This is a genomic window from Nonomuraea muscovyensis, assembly GCF_014207745.1.
Classification (GTDB): Bacteria; Actinomycetota; Actinomycetes; order Streptosporangiales; family Streptosporangiaceae; genus Nonomuraea; species Nonomuraea muscovyensis.
Window position 1 is genome coordinate 1,145,032 of the sequence record NZ_JACHJB010000002.1, and the last position, 17,070, is coordinate 1,162,101.

Here is a 17,070-nt window from a genome sequence, read left to right on the forward strand (position 1 = left end):
GATGAATACCACCGATGCCGTCATGTTCTGGGACGACGTGTACGCGGCACGACCGGCGGCCACCGATCCGCGGCCGAACGCCCGCCTCACCGAAGTGGTCGCGAGCCTGCCGCCCGGTGACGCGTTGGACCTCGGCTGCGGCGCCGGCGGCGACGCGCTGTGGCTCGCCCGCCAGGGGTGGCACGTCACCGCCGCCGACATCTCGGCCGTGGCGGTCGAGCGGCTCGCGGCACTCGCCCGCGCACACGGCTTGGGCGGTCGCGTCACCGCCGTGCGGCACGACCTGCGCGACTCGTTCCCGCAGGGCGGGTTCGAGCTGATCTGCGCCCACTATCTGCACACCCCCTTCGACCTGGACAGAGCCGCCGTCCTGCGCTCGGCCGCGCACGCGTTGCGCCCGGATGGGCGGCTGCTGATCGTCGACCACGGCTCGACCGCGCCGTGGTCGTGGAACCAGGATCCCGACGTCCGGTACCCGACCCCGCACGAGGTCGCCGCGGGCATCGATCTGGACCCGGCGACGTGGACGGTCGAGCGGGCCGACGCACCCCGCAGGATCGCGACCGGGCCGGGCGGGCGCACCGCCGAGGTCACCGACCACGTGCTGCTCATCCGCCGCGGTGCCTGACACCGTGCGCCGCCGCCGCGACACTCCGCCGCCCCGGACCGGGAGCAGCGAGGCCGAGGTCCTGTGCGGATTCCTCGACCACCTCCGGGTCTCGATCGCCGCGAAGGTCGACGGTGCCCCCGAACCTCAGGTCCGGACAGCCGCAGTGCCATCGGGCACGAACCTGCTCGGCCTGCTCAATCACCTGACTTTCGTCGAACGCGCAACGTTCCTCGGAGACGACGTCACCGACTGGCAGGCGACGTTCCAGGCCGCACCGGCGCACAGCGTGGCCTACGTCGTCGCCCGCTACCGGGAGACGGTCGAGCGCGCGAACGACGTTCTCGACACGTGCACCGACCCCGGCGCACCGGTCCCCCGGCCGCGGCCGGACCGCCCCGCTCCCAGCATCCGCTGGGCACTCACCCACATGATCGAGGAGACCGGCCGCCACGCCGGCCACGCCGACCTCCTCCGCGAACTGATCGACGGCACGACCGGACGCTGACCTCACCAGTTTCTCCAGGACAGGAACACATGATCACTGCAATCCGGCCGTTGTCGCGCCGGTTCCTCCGATCCGCGCGCACGCTGGCGACCGTCACGCTCACTCTCCTGCTCACGATCGGCACCGCAGCCTGTTCCACGCCGGAAGCCGGCGACGTTCCCCCATACGCCGTCGCCACCCAGGACGACCCGGAGTTCGAGAACACCTTCCGGCACGAGTTCGCCGATGTCGACGGCGTCCGCATGCACTACGTGACCGGCGGCAGCGGCACACCGGTGGTACTGATCCACGGCTGGCCCCAGACCTGGTACGGCTGGTGGCCGATCATGCCGGCGCTCGCCGAACACCACACCGTCTACGCTGTCGACCTTCCGGGACTGGGCGACAGTATCGGCTCACCGACCGGCTTCGACAAGGCCACCCTGGCGCGGTACGTGCACACGTTGATCGCCGACCGGCTCAAGGTCCGGGACGCCGCCGTCGTCGGCCACGACTTCGGCGCCGCGGTGGCATTCCAGTACGCCAGCCGATTTCCCGACGACACCGCACGCCTCGGCTACTTCGACCTGCCGCTGCCCGGCCCCACGGTCGATGCGGCCACGTACCGCTCACTGAGCTGGCACATCGCCTTCCACTCCCAACGACGGGTCCCCGAGGCGGTCGTGGGCGACGACGTCCGCGAGTACCTGGCTCTGTTCTATCCCCAGGTCTCGTTCGGCGGGACGGCGTTCGGTGGCACCTCAGACCGGTCCCCGTTCACCGACACCGAGATCAACGAGTACGCGCGGACCTACAGCCGGCCAGAAACCCTGTCGGGCGGCTTCGAGCTCTACCGCGCCCTCGACAAAGACGTCCGCGACACCGCGGCAGCGGCACCGGTACATGTCCCCACCCTGCTCATGACCGCCCAGGGTCAGCTCGACGCCATCCGAGCCACAGTGACCCCGCGCATGACCAAGATCGTGCGCGCCGTGGACGTGCCGCACGCGGGGCACTGGCTCGTCGAGGAGAACCCTCGGTTCGTCACTGCGGAGCTCCTACGTTTCCTCGGCGGATGAGTCCGGTCGCTGATGGCGTTGACACCCGCCGCTCCCGGGTGCCCACTGTGTTGCGGCCCTGGCCCGTTCAAGGATTGGCGGTTGACGCCCCATAGGATGCCGCTCATGGCGTGTCGCATTTCCGAACTGATAATTCCTTGCCGGGATCCGCAACGGCTGGCGGCGTTCTGGTGCGAGGTGCTGGGCTTCATCGTGCTCGACACCGAGGACGAAGGCGCGGTGGAGATCGGACCACGGGAAGGATTCGGCGGCTTGCAGCCGACTCTGGTCTTCAGCCCCACTACCGAGCCCAAGGCGGGCAGGCTGCGGCTGCACTTCGACGTCAACGCCACCGACCGCGATCAGGACGCCGAACTCGAACGCCTCCTGAAGCTCGGGGCGCGCCCGGCCGACATCGGCCAGAGCGGTGAGGAGCCCTGGCACGTCCTGGCCGACCCCGAAGGCAACGAATTCTGCCTTCTGCGAGCCCGCCTGAGCTGAGCTGCTCGGTGGGCCTCATCGCGTTCGTGGCGGGTTGGAGCCAGGGTTCGGTATTTCAACGGTCGTGGTCGAGGTGGTCGAGGATCCCGGTCAGGCGGGTGATGAAGGATGTGGCTCCGATGAGCCTGCTCGCAGGGGTGAGAGCTGTGTAGCCGACGACGGGCATGCCAGCGGCTTTCGCGGCGCGCACGCCGTTGGGGCTGTCCTCGACGACCAGGCAGTCGCGCGGCTCGGTGCCGAACGAGGCGGCGGCATGGAGGAAGAGGTCGGGGGCGGGTTTGCCGACGCCGCCGACGTCCTGGGCGCTGAAGACCACGCCGGGCGGCAGCAGGGGGCGCAGCCCCGTCCGGTCAAGGGTGAGGTCGATCCAGGCGTGGTCGGAGGAGGATGCCAGACAGTAGGGGATGCCACGGCGCCGTAGCTCTGTCAGGACCGTGTCAGCGCCCTGAACGGCGTCCAGTCCCTGCTTGAAGGCGGTGAAGACCCGCTCGTGGCAGCGTGCGGTGAAGTCGGCGGGGAGCGTGCCGCCGTATCGGTCGGCGACGACCGTGTGGATGTTGCGGGCGGCGTTGCCGAGGAAGTGCCGGTAGGACTCTTCAAGGGTGAAGGGGAAGCCCAGTTCCGTCAGGTATTCGGACAGCACGCGGTGTGCGGTGGGTTCGCTGTCGACGAGGACGCCGTCGTTGTCGAAGATGACCAGCTGGGGTTTCATGGGTTCTCCGTTCGGGTGAACGTCAGGACGAGGGCGGTCGCGAGGAATGCGGCGCCGAGGAGGCCGGCCGCGCTCCAGCCGCCGACCGCGTAGGCGGAGGGTCCGGCGGCCGCGCCGGTGACGCCGCCGAGGGTGTAGACGGTCATGTAGACCGAGGCGAGGCGGGCGCGGGCGTCGTCGATGCCGTAGACGACGCTCATGTTGAGCAGATGGGTGGCGTTGATGGCGGTGTCCATGGCCAGGAGCCCGATGAGTAGCCAGGCGACATGGTGTCCGCCAGCCCACACGGCGGCGAAGGACGCGGCGGCGCCGACCAGGGCCAGCAATCCGATCTGGGCGGGGCCGTACTCGTGGGGCGGCTCGGTGAGGCGGAGAGCGACTGCGGACCAGAACACGCCGAAGGCGGCGAAGGAGCAGGCCCCGATGAAGGAGCGCCGTCGCAGCAGGCGGTGGGTGGCGGCCAGTCGGACGGTGGCGCGCAACTGGGCCCGGTAAGGGAGAGCCAGATCGGGTGGGGCGGGCGGCATGACACGGGTGAGGACGACGGCCAGGAGCAGGGTGACGACCGCCGCCGCCGCGAACAGGGCCCTCCAACCGGCGACCTGCGCGACCAGACCCGCGACCGTACGGGACAGCAGGATGCCGGTGAGGCCACCGGTGAGCATCGTCCCTATGGCGCGACCGCGTTCATCGGGTGCGGCCAGGGCGGCGGCGTAGGGAATGAGGGTGTTGACGACGGCGGCGGCGGTGAGCCCGATGAGTGCCCCGGCTGCCAGGAGGAGGCCGGCGGTGCGGGCGGCGGCGTGCGGGCCGAGGGATCGGGATGTCTCCGTCAGGAGGGGCTGGCAATGGTAGAGGTTCGCGATCGTCAGCCCATACGCCGCCGCGAGCAGCCGGATGGTCTTGCGGGAGACGGCCCGCGAAGGTCGAACCGTGGTCACCCGGACGACCCTAAGGACACGATTGGGCCGCCGGTAAGATCCAATTCCATGGTGGATGAGTGGCCCAATCCTGGGATGGATCTGCATCTGGAACTGGACGCCGCCGAGGGGCTGCGGACGGGGCTGGAGCGGGCGCTGCGGGAGGCGGTGCGGTCGGGGCGCCTGGCGACCGGGACGCGGCTGCCGGCGACCCGCAGGCTCGCGGAGGATCTGGGGCTGGCGCGGGGCACGGTGCGAGCGGCCTACGACCAGCTGATCGCCGAGGGGTACCTGGCCGCGCGGCAGGGTTCGGGCACCGTGGTGGCGCTACCGCCGCAGGTCGCGTCGGCGCCCTCAGCCGCGCCGGCGGCGGTGGAGCAGCCGCGGCACGATCTGCGTCCGGGGAGCGCGGACGCGTCGGCGTTCCCGGTGGCGGCGTGGCTCGAGTCGTCGCGGCGCGCCCTGGGGTCGGCTCCAGCCGGAGCCTTCGGCTACGGCGATCCGCGGGGCCGCCCGGAGCTGCGGGCCGCGCTGGCCGGATACCTGGGACGGGCCCGGGGCGTGTCGGCCCACCCGGACTCGATCCTGGTCACCAACGGGTACCTACAGGGACTGACGCTGCTCGCCGCGGTCATCGGCGGGACGTTCGCGATGGAGGACCCGGGTGTCCCGATGCACCGCGAGGCGGTCCGCCGCACCGGCGCACGGGTGATCCCGCTACCAGTCGACGATCTCGGCGCCCGTACCGACCTCCTCGGCGGCCTGGGCGCCGACGCGGTGGAGGTCACCCCGGCCCACCAGTACCCCACCGGCCGGACCCTCCACCCCGACCGGCGGCGCGCCCTGCTGGACTGGGCGCGCTCGTCCGGCGGCCTGATCGTCGAGAACGACTACGACGCCGAATTCCGCTACGACCGCAAGCCTGTGGGCGCGCTGCAAGGCGCCGACCCCGACCACGTGGCCTACTTGGGCACGACGTCCAAGACGCTCGGTGCGGCGCTGCGGATCGGCTGGATGGTCCTGCCGCCCCGCCTGGTCGCCCCGGTCGCCGACGCCAGACTGCACACCGACCACCACACCGAGCACCTCGGTCAACTGACCCTGACCGACCTGATCACCCGCCACGGCTACGACCGCCACATCCGCACGTCCCGCCAGCGGTACCTCCGCCGCCGGGACCAACTCCGACACCATCTCGCAGGCTTTCCGATTGCGCTGACCGGCATCGCCGCCGGCCTGCACGCCCTGGCCCTCCTCCCCCCGGACGGCCCCACCGAGACCGACATCCGAACCGCCGCGCGGGCCCACGGACTCGCCCTCGGCTACCTGTCGGAGCGCAGCGAACTGCCTTCCACCCGCCAGGGTGTCATCATCGGCTACGGCCGTCCCCCCGACCACGCCTACACCTCGGCCTTGGACGCTCTGACCGCGACCTTCGCCGCCTGCTTCGCCCAGCCAGGGCCGAACTCCCAGCTACAGGGGGTCTCGCCGGGATTCCTGCGATCGGCGGTCAGGCGCGCGGAGGTCTCCTCGCCACGGCGGACGTAGCGTCCGAGGCCGGCCCCCTGGCCGTAGCCGTAGGGGTCCTGGACCTTTGCCCGGTGGTGGAGTCCTGACCCATGACGAAGGATCCGCGTACGGCGAGTACGCGGAGGTGCCGTCGCAGGCAGACCTGGAACGGGTGTTCTTCCTCGATGACGAGGACCGGAGGCTGATCGAGCGCCGCCGCGGCGCGCACATGAAGCTCGGCTTCAGCCTCCAGCCCGTCACCGCCGATGCTTGAGGGGATCACGCGCCGCGGCTACGTCCCCGCTGATCCCCCGGCCATCACGGTAAAGGTGAACCCGGCACTTGTCGGACGGCGCAGCGGAATGTCGCACTTGATCCGGCGCAGCACCTCGTTCCTGCTGAGGCCGAGTCCCTGCGCGATGAGCCGATCCGGGCGCAGCGGCACCGGATCCTCGAAGACGACCTCCACCTGGACCGGCCACGCCTCGTCGAGCCAGGCCGACGGGGTGTCCAGCCGCCAGGCATCCTTCCAGTCCAGGATGAAGCGGTTGCGCCGGGCGAGCAGCGGATCCAGCAGCCTGGACGCCACCAGCTTCGGATCGTTGGCGTGGTAGCCGTCGAGCTCGGTCGGATCGAAGGATCTGACAGGCGCTCGCTCGTGCACGGTGAGCTTGCTCGTCCGATCGCAGGACACGCAGTGGACCAGCAGCCACACGTCCAGCAGTTTGCCGTTGGCGTTGACGCGGAACCTGCCCTCGCCGGTGGTGGCCGACTCCGACCGGCAGTCCACGCACCGCAACGACAGCAGGGGCAGCCTGGTCCGACGGACGACCCAGGGCAGCACAGTATGAGGTTGTGAAGACATGATCTCTCTAGACCTGACACGAGGCCGATTGCGCGCGGCCTCAAACGCTGTATGACCGGGCGCACACGGGCAGCCCGGCAGAGCCGACGGGAGGGTCGGCTTGAAGGTGAGCGGAAGAAGGTGTCAGGTCTAAAGAGCAGGCGGGGTCACGCGGTTTTGTCCTCTGTCCTCACTGCGACGGGCCGCAGACAACGTACGGGAACACGAAAGGAAGGCTCAAACGGTTTTCCGGCGGCGGTGGTCCCCTGTCGCTCGCGTTCACCCAGCAAGTCCGCCATCCGCCTCCCGCATCGGAGCGTGGATGGCGGTAACGCACCACAGGAGACGCAGACGACGGCTCCTCACCTGCCGATCAATATGGTGAAATAGCGATCAAGCGACATCCCGCGTAGTGACACGCTGGCCAGGCACAGGCACTGTGCGGGGACGATGGGTGACAGCCGGAAAGACAGCCTCCGGGATGACCTCGCATCCGGTCGGTGGGCCGAACGCAACCGAGACCTCGTCGACCTCGACGCGGCAGAGCTTGGCCTTCGCATGCTGATCGCCTGAACCCGCCACCGGCTCGCACCGGTGAACGGCCCCTGAGCTCCGACGCCCGGTAATTGATCTAGGTTCGCCGAAGCGTGAAGGCAGTCGGTTGCCGCCGGCGGGAAGGTGTCGGGCTCGCCGTCGCGATGCCGTCGGCGGGGGGACGTTTCCACAGGTCGCGTTGCTCGCCAACCGCTTCATGTCACGCCCTCCGGGAGTCCACGGTGCCCCCTTCTCCAGGCGGTCGATCATGTGTGTGACCGCGCCGGTGGCGCGCCCGAGCTGTGCTGCGATTCGCGGCCGAAGGCCCTCCTGTCTGCCGTGCCGAGCACCGGTGGTGGCGCTTCCACGCCGCACATGCCACACTCACTGTTATAGAACTCATTGCAGAGTTATAGAACGATGGAGCATGGCATGCAAGACGTGTTGCCTTGGCGTGAGCCAGTCCCGCTGGACGGGACGATGGGCGAGCCCCGAGCGCGGGGCCGATTCGGCGAGTACGGCGGCCGGTACGCGCCGGAGTCCCTGGTGGAGGCGTGCCGCGAGGTGGACGGGGCGTTCCGGGAGGCCTGGGCGGATCCGGGGTTCCGCGGCGCCCTGGCGCGGCTGCTCGCCGAGCACGTCGGGCGGCCGACCCCGCTCACACCGGCCCGCCGGCTGTCGGAGGCCCTGGGCGTGCAGCTGTACCTCAAGCGCGAGGATCTCACCCACACCGGATCGCACAAGATCAACAACGTGCTGGGCCAGGCCCTGCTGGCCACCCGGATGGGACGGCGCAGGCTGATCGCCGAGACGGGAGCGGGCCAGCACGGGGTGGCCACCGCGACCGCCGCCGCGCTGCTCGGGCTGGAGGCCACGGTGTTCATGGGCGAGCGCGACATCGAGCGGCAGGCGCTGAACGTCTTCCGGATGCGCATGCTGGGCGCCGAGGTGGTCCCGGTGACCACGGGCAGCCGTACCCTCAAGGACGCGACCAGCGAGGCCATGCGGCACTGGGTGGGCGCGACCGGCGACTCCCACTACTGCATCGGCTCGGTCGTCGGGCCGGATCCGTACCCATGGATGGTCAGGGAGTTCCAGCGGATCATCGGCGACGAGGCCCGCGGGCAGTGCGCCGCCGAGCTGCGGACCGGCGTCCCGGACTACGTGGTCGCATGCGTCGGCGGCGGCTCCAACGCGGCCGGCACGTTCGCCGGATTCGCCGACACCCCGGCGCGCCTGGTCGGTGTCGAGGCGGAGGGCGGCGCCGGCGCGGCCCGCGGCCGGCTCGGCGTCCTGCACGGCTGCCGCTCGCTGTTCCTGCAGGACGACGACGGGCAGATCACCCAGGCGCACTCCATCGCCGCAGGGCTCGACTACCCGGGAGTGGGCCCGGAGCACGCCCACCTGCGCGACCTGGGCCGGGCCCGCTACGTCACGGTGACCGACGACGAGGCGGTCGGCGCGGCGGTACGGCTGGCGCGTACCGAAGGCATCGTCCCGGCGCTCGAATCGGCGCACGCCCTCGCCTGGGTGATCCGCGAGGCGGGCGGCGGAGACCTGCCCGCAGGATCGACGGTGCTGATGACGTTGTCCGGCCGGGGTGACAAGGACGTCTCAACCCTGAAGGAGCTGCTGTGACGAACCCCACCCTGGCCGCGGGCGCGGTCGAACGCCACCTGCGAGCCCGCCGGGACACCGGCCGCGGCCTGCTCATGCCGTACGTCACCGGGGGGATCACGCCCGGCTGGACGGACTACCTGCGGGCGTTCGCCGCCGCCGGCGCGGACGCGATCGAGGTCGGCCTGCCCTTCTCCGACCCCACGCTGGACGGCGTCACCATCCAGCAGGCCGGCCACACGGCACTGGCCCGGGGGGCGAGCACCCGCCGGATCCTCGCCGACCTGTCCGGCATGCCGGACCTGGACGTGCCTCTGGTCGCCAGCACCTACTACAACCTGGTGCTGCACGACGGCCCCGAGGCGTTCTGCGCCGCGCTGCGCCGGGCCGGCGTCGACGGCTTGATCGTTCCCGACCTGCCGGTGCACGAGGCGGACGAGCTGACGGAGGTGGCCGCCGCCGCCGGGATCGAGCTGGCCCTGCTGGCGTCGCCGGCGACGCCGGAGCCGCGGCTGGCAGAGATCTCGAGCCGCAGCCGCGGATTCGTCTACGCGGTGTCGCTGATGGGCACCACCGGCGAGCGGGCCGCCCTCGCCGCCTCGGCGGCGGAGCTCACCGCGCGGATCAGACGGGGCACCGACCGGCCGGTCTTGCTAGGATTTGGCATTTCCACGCCCGACCAGGCGCGGGAGGCCGGCCGGCACGCCGATGGCGTGGTGGTCGGCGCCGCGGTCGTGCGCCGGGTGCTCGACGGGGCGGGGCCGGACGACCTGCGGGCCTTCGTCGCGACCCTGCGGCGGGCCCTCGACCAGGAGGTGTGACCGACCACGATGACCCCCGACGCCGGGCACGAGGCGAGATACCGCGCCATCGCCGCCGACCTCGCCGCGAAGATCCGGTCGGGACACTACGCCCCCGGTGAGGCCCTGCCTCCACAACGGGAGCTGAGCGCCTCCTACGGGGTGACCCTCATGACGCTGCGCCAGGCGTTGCGGGAGCTCAGCGACGAGAGGCTGATCGTGCAGCAGCCCGGCAGGGGCACGTTCGTCGCCCCGCCCCACCTGGCCTACCAGCTCGACTCGCTCCGCAGTCTGGTCGACGACCTGCGTAAACAGGGCCACGACGTGCGCACCGCGGTGGCCGGGCGGGCGGTGCGCCGGGCCCCCGCCCAGATCGCCGTGGAGTTGCGGCTGCGTCCCGGCGACACCGCCCTGCGACTGGAGCGGGTCCGCGAGTTCGCGGGACGTCCCGCCGTACACCAGGTGTCCTGGGTCCGCCGGCCGGTGGCCGACCAGATCCGCGACCGCGACTTCACCGCCGTCTCCCTCTACACGGCCCTCGCTGACGCGGGAGTGGCGGTCGCCCGGGCGTCCGAGGTGGTCCGGCCCGGTTTGCTCGACCCCGCCGCCGCCCGCCACCTCCACGAGCCGCAGGGCAGCCCGGTGCTCGTCAGCACCCGGATCACCTACACGCTCGACGCCACGCCCGTGGTGTCCGACCACGCCACCATCCTCGGCAGCATGATGGAGATCCGCACCGAACGCGCCGCCACCGGCCTGTCTCTCACCTGGGGCGCCACCAGCTGAGAACCTGTGCGCGGTATGTCCCACCGTGACGACGAGCAGGTTCTCGCGGACCTTGCCCGTCGCGTTCGCGGGCGGAGCGCGGCACGAAGGGTTTGGGGAAAGCGACCGCAGCGCCAGGGGCGGGCGGCGCCCATGCAGGCCCGCCCCGGCTGAGGGTGCCTACTTCGTCCAGACCTTGTAGTTTCTGGCGTCGTTGAACATGAACGTCGGAGTCCAGAAGGTCCGCGCGGGGCTGCCGCCGGTGGTGAGCCCATAGGCCTTGCCCCCATAGTAGAACGGGCCGCCGCTGTCGCCTCCCTTGGCGATGCCCGTGTTCATCTGCACGAGGCCTTTGCGGGCCTTGCCATCGGACCAGGTTCCGCCTGTGACGTTCCGGTACTTCACTGTTGCGCAGTTGGCCCCGGTGTTCCAGCCGTACTTGCAGATCATGGTGCCGACGGCCGGTCGGCTCATCGCCGCGGAGGTGGCGTAGCGCGCCAGGTTCTTCGCGTAGTAGAACGTGCGCGTCGGCGTCCCTCCGCCGTGGGTGTAGTAGCCGATGTCGCCATATTTGCCGATGTGCGTCCACACCTTCTTGACGGTACGGGTGCCGCCCTGTCCGGGGTGGTTGCGGTAGACCCAGGTCGCCGGGTCGCAGTGCCCTGCCGTGGCCAGCCGCTTGGTGTCCGACGTGGCGTACTTCAAGTTGAATCCAGCGGTGCAGTTGCCGGCATCGGTGAGATAGCCGCCGCCGCGAACGTACTTGTCGTAGGGCTCGTTCGGCTTGTCGATGATCGTCACGTTGACGCCGACGCCCTCGATCCCGGAAGAGGGAGCGAGAACGCTCTTCAGCGTCTGCTGGGCGGCCGGGGTCGGTATCGCTTCGACCTCGATCGTGCCGGACCGGATGTTGTAGGCCGTTGACGTGCTCGCGATCTGGGGATCGGCGCTGAGCTGCGCGTTCACGCTCTCGCTTGCCGCCGCGAGCTCGGCCTCGGAGTAGCCGCGGTTGCTCTGCAGGTGCACCTCCACGGGCAGCGTCCTGGCCAGGGCCAGCGCTGCCTCCGGCGTCTCGCCCTTGAAAGCGAACCAGGCCGACGAGCCGTCCTCGGCCATGGCGGCGCCGGAGAACTCGGCCCCGAAGTCCGCCTCCAGCTTCTCGGCGACGTCGGAGAACTTGGTCTGCCAGCCGCGCCGGTCGATCGTCTGTGCGAGGTCGAGCCCTTGATCCTTGGCGTATTGCGTGAGATCGGTGAGCTCGGCGGCAGTCAGGTCGTCCACGTTCAGCTCAGGTACGGCGACAGGCCCATCCGGCTCGTCGGCCACGGTCAGGGACGTCCTGGCCTGCGCGAAGTAGTCGGTCAGCGCCTGCGCCAGCGGGACGCCCCCGGCAGCGGCGTCGGCCTTGATCTTGTCGAGCTGGGGCCTGTCGATCTTCGGCTGGGTGCTGGCGGCCAGTACCCGGATCTCGGCACCCGGCGTGGCGGACGCCGGGACGGTCAGCAGGGGGACGCCGAGTAACGCGAGTACCGCAACGGAGGCGGACTTCTTCACGGGCTCACCTTTCAGCGGGGTTGACGAAGCGAGATGATCATAATGGGAAAGATCCACTTGATCCCGGCGAAGTCGTAGGTGCACGCGATGCCCGGGAGCAACCGACCGAGAGGGACAACGCCAAGGGCGAGACCATCACCCTCGACCCTGACGGCCCCCGCGCAGCCTGCGCGAGCGCGGGAAGGCGGTGCCGGATCACGTCACCGCCTGCTCCTGGACGGCGGGCTCATGGCCGGTGGGGTCGGCATGGCAGGCGCCGGAGGCGCGGAAGGGTTCGGCGAGCTGGGCCAGGTAGGCGGTGGGGTAGTCGGGTTTGGCGGCCATGCCGAGTTGGTCGGAGGTGAAGCGGCGCATCGGGTCGTAGGAGAAGGTGCCGAGCAGATGGTCCCAGGCCAGGGTGAACAGGCCGAAGTTGACGTCGCCGACGCCGGCCCATTTGAGGTGGTGGAAGCGGTGGCCCTCGTTGAGGGCGAGCACGGACTTCAGGGCGCCGATGCGGTAGTCGGCGTTGGAGTGCTGCAGCAGCAGTTGCACGGCGACGGTGACGGCCAGGGCCGAGGCGACATCGACGGGCAGGCCGATGAGAACGAGCGGGGCGACACCGGCGCTCATCTCCAGGGTTTGGTGCAGGGGGTGTTTCATCAGGCCGTTGAAGCCGTAGAAGCGCTTGACGCTGTGGTGGACGGCGTGGAAGCGCCACAGCAGACCGATCTTGTGGCTGGCGTAGTGGGTCAGCGTGATGCCGAGGTCGGCGATCAAGATGGCGACCAGCACCTGCAGCACGAACGGCCACGCATGCGGCCACACGTCGGCGACGGTGACAGCGGCGGCCAGCACCGGGATGATGCCCACGCTGATGAGCAGCAGCAGCTCGTTGACGCCGGCATGAGCGACATCACGGCCGCCATCACCGGCCGGGCTGTTCCACTCCGCCTCGTACGGCAGGACGCGTTCGGCGGCGAACGAGCAGCCGATCGCCGCCAGCAGCAGCCCGATCAGCAAAAGCTTGGAGGCGCCGGAGGCCGCCAGGGCCATGGCGGCGCCGTTGACGCCGAGCAGCATGAACGGCACGTAGCCGTAGCGGACAACGGATTTCAACATGCGCATCAGCATCGTGGCCGCCGGCCATCCCAGGCTTGGACGAATCCGCTGAGCCGCAGGCGCGTCAGGCGTAGGTGTCAGGCGCAGCTGTCAGGCGGTGGGGCGTACGAGGTGGACCAGGTGGGAGGGGGCCAGGCCGAACATCTGGTGGCAGACGCGGGTCAGGTGGGAGCTGTCGGCGAAGCCGGCCGCGTGCGCGGCCTCGGTGAGCGTGGCGCCGCCGCGTACCGTCTCGATGGCGTGCAGCAGGCGGGCCCAGCGCCGCCAAGCCGGATACGGCAACCTCAGGTGCTCGGCGAACAGATGCCCCAGCCGGCTGGCCGACACCCCGGCCCGGGCAGCGAGCTCGCCCAGCAGCAGCGGCCCCTCGATGAGCTGCGGGATCGCCTCCAGCGCGCGGGACAAGGCAGGGGGAAATCCCTTGCTGCCGGCAGCCGACCCGGTCGCGCAGAGCACTCCGGGCAGAGCCGCCGCGCCGGTGACCGGGTCGGTGAATGCGGCGGCCAGCCAGGTGCCGACGACGTCCAGGGCACCGCTCGTGGCGACGCGGGCGCCGGCCGCGCGCCCGGCCGGACCGGCCGGATCAAGGTAGGCCAGCAGACCATGAGCGCCAGGGACGGCGTGAAGCTCGTGCCGGACACCGGCCGGAATGATCGCGGCCACCGCGCGGCGCTGGTGGCCGTGCCGGTCGGTCAGGATCACCTCGCCGTCGAGCACCAGCAGGACCTGCACCGCGGCGTGCGCATGCGGCTCGGCCGACCCGATCGCACCGGTGAAGGCGAGCAGGCCCGGGGCGGCCGTGGCCGTCCCCGCCCAGTGCCCTCCCTGAGCCTGCTGCTTACGCGGCACTCCTGCCGGGGCCGCCAGGCCGGCAGGAGTGGTCGTGACGCTCACGTTGCCTCCCATGCAAAACCATCACGAATCGTGGCACAGACCCGAGTGGTTTCACGCGGCGCACCGTGCCGGGCACGACCAGCCCGCCGACCCCCATCACCTGGTCGTTGACCTGCACTGCCCACGCCAGCTTCGGCGCCGGACCTTCGCCGCCCTGTCGGGCACCTGCGCCCCCGGCATGGCGCCGGCCAAGCTGCCCTACGACCGCGGGCCCCGTACGACCTCGACGCGATGCTGACCACCCCGGCTCATCGGCGTCGAGCGGGGACGAAGAAGTGCCGGACAGGTGGTCCTGGTGCCGGATGGGGCCTCAACGCCGCGCGTGGCGGATCTTCAACCGTCCCAGCCGACACGAGCTCGCTGTGTGTCCTGGCAGTGAGCACCTGGTGGAGGCGTTCGTCCATCTCCTCGTGCGAGATGCGCCCTTCGGTGTACGCCTCCTGCACGCGCCGCACGGCCATGTCGCGGTCGTCTTCGCTGATCAGGGGCGGCCGGTGGTCCGACCCGCCGGCCCGGCCCTTCACCGTCCCCTGCGCGTGTAGGCACGCAGCGACAGCGGGACGAACACCACCAGCAGCGCGGCCGACCAGAGCAGGACGGCGGCCACCGGATGTGCGAGCGGCCAGGCCACGTCCCCGGACGGGGCGCCCGGGTTGCCGAACAGCTCCCGTGAGGCGGCCGTCAGCGCGCTCACCGGGTTCCAGTCGGCCAGGAACCGCAGCCATCCCGGCATGCCGCCGGTCGGGACGAACGCGTTCGACAGCATCGTGAACGGCAGGAACAGCGGCACCATCGCATCGGCGACCTGGTCGTTCTTCACCGCCAGGCCCACATAGACGCCCACCCAGCCCAGCGCGTACCGCAGCACGATCATCAGCAGGAACGCCTGGACCGTGGGGATCAGGCCGCGGTGCGGCTGCCAGCCCACCAGCAGGCCCGCGCTCACCATGATGGCCAGCATCAGCAGGCCGGTCAGCAGGTCGGCGCCGGTCTGCCCGAACGGCACCGCCAAGCGCGCCATCGGCATGGAGCGGAACCGGTCCATCACACCGCGGGAGGCGTCGGCGGCCATCCGCGTCATGACCCCCATCACCGCGGAGAAGGTCACCATCGCGAACAGGCCGGGCATGAGGTACTCGCGGTAGTCGCCGCCGTCCGGCACCTGGATCGCGCTGCCGAAGACGTACCCGAACAGCACCACCATGACGGCCGGGAAGACCAGCGCGGCGACGAGTTCTCCGGGATCCTGCCGCAGCCGTCCCAGCTCGCGGCCGACCAGGGTCAGCCCGTCGATGAACGTCCAGCGCAGGCGGTGGCCGAGCGGCGGGGCGAGGTCGGTCATGAGACGGTCTCCTTGCGGTCGGTGAGGCGCAGGAACACCTCGTCGAGGGTGGGGCGGCGCAACCTCACGTCGGCCGCGGCGACCCCGGCGCGGTCGAGCTCGCGCACGATGTCCGCCAGCCGGAAACCGCCGCCGGGCAGGGCCACGCTGAGCTGGTCGGCGCCCGTCATCGTGGGATCGGTTCTGGTCAGGGCGTTCAGCACGGTCGCCGCCGGACGCAGCGCGGCGGGGTCTTCGACGACGACGTCGAGGCGGTCCCCGATCGTGGCCTTCAGCTCGTCGGGAGTACCCGTGGCGATCAGCTGCCCGTGGTCGATGACGGCGATGTCGTCGGCCAGGTGGTCGGCCTCGTCCAGATACTGCGTGGTGAGCAGCACCGTGGTGCCCTCCGCCACCAGCTCGCGAACGCTGTCCCAGATCTCTCCGCGGCTGCGTGGGTCCAGGCCGGTGGTCGGCTCGTCCAGGAAGAGCACCTCGGGGCGCAGGATGAGGCTGGTGATCAGGTCCAGGCGGCGCCGCATGCCGCCGGAGTAGCCGGTGACCTGACGGTCGGCGGCGTCCATCAGGCCGAAGCGTTCGAGCAGCTCGTCGGCCCGCCGGTGCGCCTCGCGCCGGGGCAGGTGGGACAGGCGCCCGAACATGCGCAGGTTGCCACGGCCGGTGAGCTTGTCGTCCACGGCGGCGTACTGGCCGGCGAGCCCGATCCTGGCCCGCACCTTGTGGGCCTCGCGGACGACGTCGTGTCCGGCGATGCGGGCGTGCCCGGCGTCGGGGTCGGACAGGGTCGCCAGGATGCGCACCGCGGTCGTCTTCCCCGCGCCGTTCGGTCCCAGCACGCCGCAGACCGTTCCCGCGGGGACGCTCAGGTCCAGCCCCCGCAGCGCATGGTTGTCGCCGAAGGACTTGTGCAGCCCCTCGGCGACCACGATCGGATCCGTCATTACCCCTCCACTGGGTACGTTGTACGCGGTTACAGCGGCCAGACTAGGTCACTGGGTACCATGTACGCAACAAGGAGGTGGAACGGTGACCGACGCCGAGTACGTGAACATCTGGATGCGGCCCGAGCGCCCGGCCCGCGGGCCGAAGCCGACCTACAGCCGCGCGCAGATCACCGAGGCGGCCGTCCGGATCGCCGACGCCGAAGGGCTGGAGGCCGCCACCATGCGGCGGATCGCCGCCGAGATCGGCGCGGGTGCGATGTCCCTCTACCGGTACGTCCCGAGCCGCGACGACCTCATCGAGCTCATGGCCGACCGGCTGCAGGGCGAGATCGACGTCGCGGGCATGCCCTCCGGCGACTGGCGCGCGGACCTGACGCGCTACGCCGACGGGCTGCGGGCGATGTGGCTGCGGCACCCGTGGATCGCCACCGTGCACCGGTCACTCCCCAGCTTCGGCCCCAACCAGCTGCTCTTGATCGAACGGGTGATCGGAGTCCTCGACGCCCACGTCCCCATCGACGAGAACCTCGGCCTCATGGCCATGCTGAACGGCTACGTCGAGGGCGCCGTCCGCGAGGAGGTCAGCGTGGCCGAGGAAGTCCGGCGCAGCGGGCTCAGCGAGTCGGAGTGGATGGCGCGAAGCTCCCCGCGCGTCAACCAGCTGCTGGAGAGCCGCGAGTACCCGATCTTCACCAAGATCGTGACAGAGGCGCGCCAGCCGCACCTGAGCCGCGACGACCAGTTCCGGTACGGGCTGGAGCGCGTCCTCGACTGCATCGCCGCGGCCCTCCCGTCAACGGTCGAGCCTCCGGCGGCGGCGCCCCGAAAGGGGCAGGAAGACCGCGACGATTAGCACCGGCCGGGCGATGGCCGGCGGCAGC

General features: G+C 70.8%; 19 protein-coding genes. 10 read left to right on the forward strand and 9 right to left on the reverse strand.

Annotation, left to right across the window (positions count from 1 at the left end; translation table 11 throughout):
- The first annotated feature begins 1 nt into the window (after window position 1).
- From FHU36_RS21965 to FHU36_RS21980, 4 genes are all read left to right on the forward strand, one after another.
- Window positions 2-628, forward strand: a complete 627-nt coding sequence (locus FHU36_RS21965) for a class I SAM-dependent methyltransferase (protein ID WP_185085797.1) — start codon at window positions 2-4, stop codon at window positions 626-628.
- Window positions 621-1,115, forward strand: coding sequence for a DinB family protein (locus FHU36_RS21970; RefSeq protein ID WP_185085798.1), 495 nt, complete (start codon window positions 621-623; stop codon window positions 1,113-1,115). The genes FHU36_RS21965 and FHU36_RS21970 overlap by 8 nt, the downstream gene beginning before the upstream one ends.
- 29 nt (window positions 1,116-1,144) lie before the next feature.
- Entirely contained in the window at window positions 1,145-2,173 is a 1,029-nt protein-coding gene (locus tag FHU36_RS21975) for an alpha/beta fold hydrolase (protein WP_185085799.1), read from the forward strand.
- Window positions 2,174-2,278: 105 nt separating this feature from the next.
- A complete protein-coding gene (locus tag FHU36_RS21980) occupies window positions 2,279-2,653 on the forward strand; it encodes a VOC family protein (RefSeq protein ID WP_185085800.1) in 375 nt (124 codons plus the stop codon).
- A gap of 55 nt (window positions 2,654-2,708) precedes the next feature.
- On the opposite strand, the gene FHU36_RS21985 is transcribed toward FHU36_RS21980, so the two are convergent.
- Both FHU36_RS21985 and FHU36_RS21990 read right to left on the reverse strand, forming a co-directional pair.
- Window positions 2,709-3,365 (reverse strand): HAD family hydrolase, encoded by a 657-nt coding sequence (locus FHU36_RS21985; protein ID WP_185085801.1) that lies wholly within the window; start codon window positions 3,363-3,365, stop codon window positions 2,709-2,711.
- Window positions 3,362-4,306 (reverse strand): MFS transporter, encoded by a 945-nt coding sequence (locus FHU36_RS21990; protein ID WP_185085802.1) that lies wholly within the window; start codon window positions 4,304-4,306, stop codon window positions 3,362-3,364. The genes FHU36_RS21985 and FHU36_RS21990 overlap by 4 nt, the downstream gene beginning before the upstream one ends.
- Before the next feature lie 75 nt (window positions 4,307-4,381).
- Here FHU36_RS21990 and pdxR point away from each other — a divergent pair, with 75 nt between their 5' ends.
- Window positions 4,382-5,833, forward strand: coding sequence for a MocR-like pyridoxine biosynthesis transcription factor PdxR (gene pdxR, locus FHU36_RS21995; RefSeq protein ID WP_185085803.1), 1,452 nt, complete (start codon window positions 4,382-4,384; stop codon window positions 5,831-5,833).
- A gap of 46 nt (window positions 5,834-5,879) precedes the next feature.
- Window positions 5,880-6,068 (forward strand): DUF4158 domain-containing protein, encoded by a 189-nt coding sequence (locus FHU36_RS22000; RefSeq protein WP_185085804.1) that lies wholly within the window; start codon window positions 5,880-5,882, stop codon window positions 6,066-6,068.
- 18 nt (window positions 6,069-6,086) lie between these two features.
- Here the strand turns inward: FHU36_RS22000 and FHU36_RS22005 are convergent, their stop codons facing one another.
- The gene (locus FHU36_RS22005) at window positions 6,087-6,638 is read right to left on the reverse strand and encodes a DUF1062 domain-containing protein (RefSeq protein ID WP_312891731.1); all 552 of its coding nucleotides are present in this window, start codon (window positions 6,636-6,638) and stop codon (window positions 6,087-6,089) included.
- Window positions 6,639-7,604: 966 nt separating this feature from the next.
- Between FHU36_RS22005 and trpB the strand changes: the two genes are divergently transcribed.
- From trpB to FHU36_RS22020, 3 genes are read left to right on the forward strand one after another with little or no spacing between them, the layout of a single operon-like run.
- The gene (trpB, locus tag FHU36_RS22010) at window positions 7,605-8,810 is read left to right on the forward strand and encodes a tryptophan synthase subunit beta (protein WP_185085806.1); all 1,206 of its coding nucleotides are present in this window, start codon (window positions 7,605-7,607) and stop codon (window positions 8,808-8,810) included.
- Window positions 8,807-9,610, forward strand: a complete 804-nt coding sequence (trpA, locus tag FHU36_RS22015; RefSeq protein WP_312891732.1) for a tryptophan synthase subunit alpha — start codon at window positions 8,807-8,809, stop codon at window positions 9,608-9,610. Before trpB ends, trpA begins: the two co-directional genes overlap by 4 nt.
- 9 nt (window positions 9,611-9,619) lie before the next feature.
- Window positions 9,620-10,375 (forward strand): GntR family transcriptional regulator, encoded by a 756-nt coding sequence (locus FHU36_RS22020; protein WP_185085807.1) that lies wholly within the window; start codon window positions 9,620-9,622, stop codon window positions 10,373-10,375.
- A gap of 159 nt (window positions 10,376-10,534) precedes the next feature.
- Here FHU36_RS22020 and FHU36_RS22025 read toward each other — a convergent pair whose 3' ends face one another.
- From FHU36_RS22025 to FHU36_RS22050, 6 genes are all read right to left on the reverse strand, one after another.
- Window positions 10,535-11,908: a S1 family peptidase gene (locus FHU36_RS22025; RefSeq protein ID WP_185085808.1), complete on the reverse strand. Its 1,374-nt coding sequence runs from the start codon at window positions 11,906-11,908 to the stop codon at window positions 10,535-10,537.
- 195 nt (window positions 11,909-12,103) lie between these two features.
- Window positions 12,104-13,009, reverse strand: a complete 906-nt coding sequence (locus FHU36_RS22030; protein WP_185085809.1) for a sterol desaturase family protein — start codon at window positions 13,007-13,009, stop codon at window positions 12,104-12,106.
- Between the two features lie 90 nt (window positions 13,010-13,099).
- Window positions 13,100-13,903: an AraC family transcriptional regulator gene (locus FHU36_RS22035; protein ID WP_312891733.1), complete on the reverse strand. Its 804-nt coding sequence runs from the start codon at window positions 13,901-13,903 to the stop codon at window positions 13,100-13,102.
- A gap of 248 nt (window positions 13,904-14,151) precedes the next feature.
- Entirely contained in the window at window positions 14,152-14,427 is a 276-nt protein-coding gene (locus FHU36_RS45790; RefSeq protein WP_312891734.1) for a DUF1707 SHOCT-like domain-containing protein, read from the reverse strand.
- Window positions 14,424-15,245: an ABC transporter permease gene (locus tag FHU36_RS22045; RefSeq protein ID WP_185085811.1), complete on the reverse strand. Its 822-nt coding sequence runs from the start codon at window positions 15,243-15,245 to the stop codon at window positions 14,424-14,426. Before FHU36_RS22045 ends, FHU36_RS45790 begins: the two co-directional genes overlap by 4 nt.
- On the reverse strand, window positions 15,242-16,186 hold the full coding sequence (locus FHU36_RS22050; protein WP_185085812.1) for an ATP-binding cassette domain-containing protein: 945 nt from the start codon (window positions 16,184-16,186) through the stop codon (window positions 15,242-15,244). The genes FHU36_RS22045 and FHU36_RS22050 overlap by 4 nt, the downstream gene beginning before the upstream one ends.
- 85 nt (window positions 16,187-16,271) lie before the next feature.
- Between FHU36_RS22050 and FHU36_RS22055 the strand changes: the two genes are divergently transcribed.
- On the forward strand, window positions 16,272-17,042 hold the full coding sequence (locus FHU36_RS22055; protein ID WP_185085813.1) for a TetR/AcrR family transcriptional regulator: 771 nt from the start codon (window positions 16,272-16,274) through the stop codon (window positions 17,040-17,042).
- Window positions 17,043-17,070: the final 28 nt, after the last annotated feature.

Coding starts and splice junctions, on each gene's coding strand:
- FHU36_RS21975 (WP_185085799.1), top strand. CDS start 1,145: ATGATCACTGCAATCCGGCCGTTGTCGCGCCGGTTCCTCCGATCCGCG.
- FHU36_RS22030 (WP_185085809.1), bottom strand. CDS start 13,009: ATGTTGAAATCCGTTGTCCGCTACGGCTACGTGCCGTTCATGCTGCTC.
- pdxR (WP_185085803.1), top strand. CDS start 4,382: ATGGATCTGCATCTGGAACTGGACGCCGCCGAGGGGCTGCGGACGGGG.
- FHU36_RS21985 (WP_185085801.1), bottom strand. CDS start 3,365: ATGAAACCCCAGCTGGTCATCTTCGACAACGACGGCGTCCTCGTCGAC.
- FHU36_RS22050 (WP_185085812.1), bottom strand. CDS start 16,186: ATGACGGATCCGATCGTGGTCGCCGAGGGGCTGCACAAGTCCTTCGGC.
- FHU36_RS21965 (WP_185085797.1), top strand. CDS start 2: ATGAATACCACCGATGCCGTCATGTTCTGGGACGACGTGTACGCGGCA.
- FHU36_RS22020 (WP_185085807.1), top strand. CDS start 9,620: ATGACCCCCGACGCCGGGCACGAGGCGAGATACCGCGCCATCGCCGCC.
- FHU36_RS21980 (WP_185085800.1), top strand. CDS start 2,279: ATGGCGTGTCGCATTTCCGAACTGATAATTCCTTGCCGGGATCCGCAA.
- FHU36_RS22045 (WP_185085811.1), bottom strand. CDS start 15,245: ATGACCGACCTCGCCCCGCCGCTCGGCCACCGCCTGCGCTGGACGTTC.
- trpB (WP_185085806.1), top strand. CDS start 7,605: ATGCAAGACGTGTTGCCTTGGCGTGAGCCAGTCCCGCTGGACGGGACG.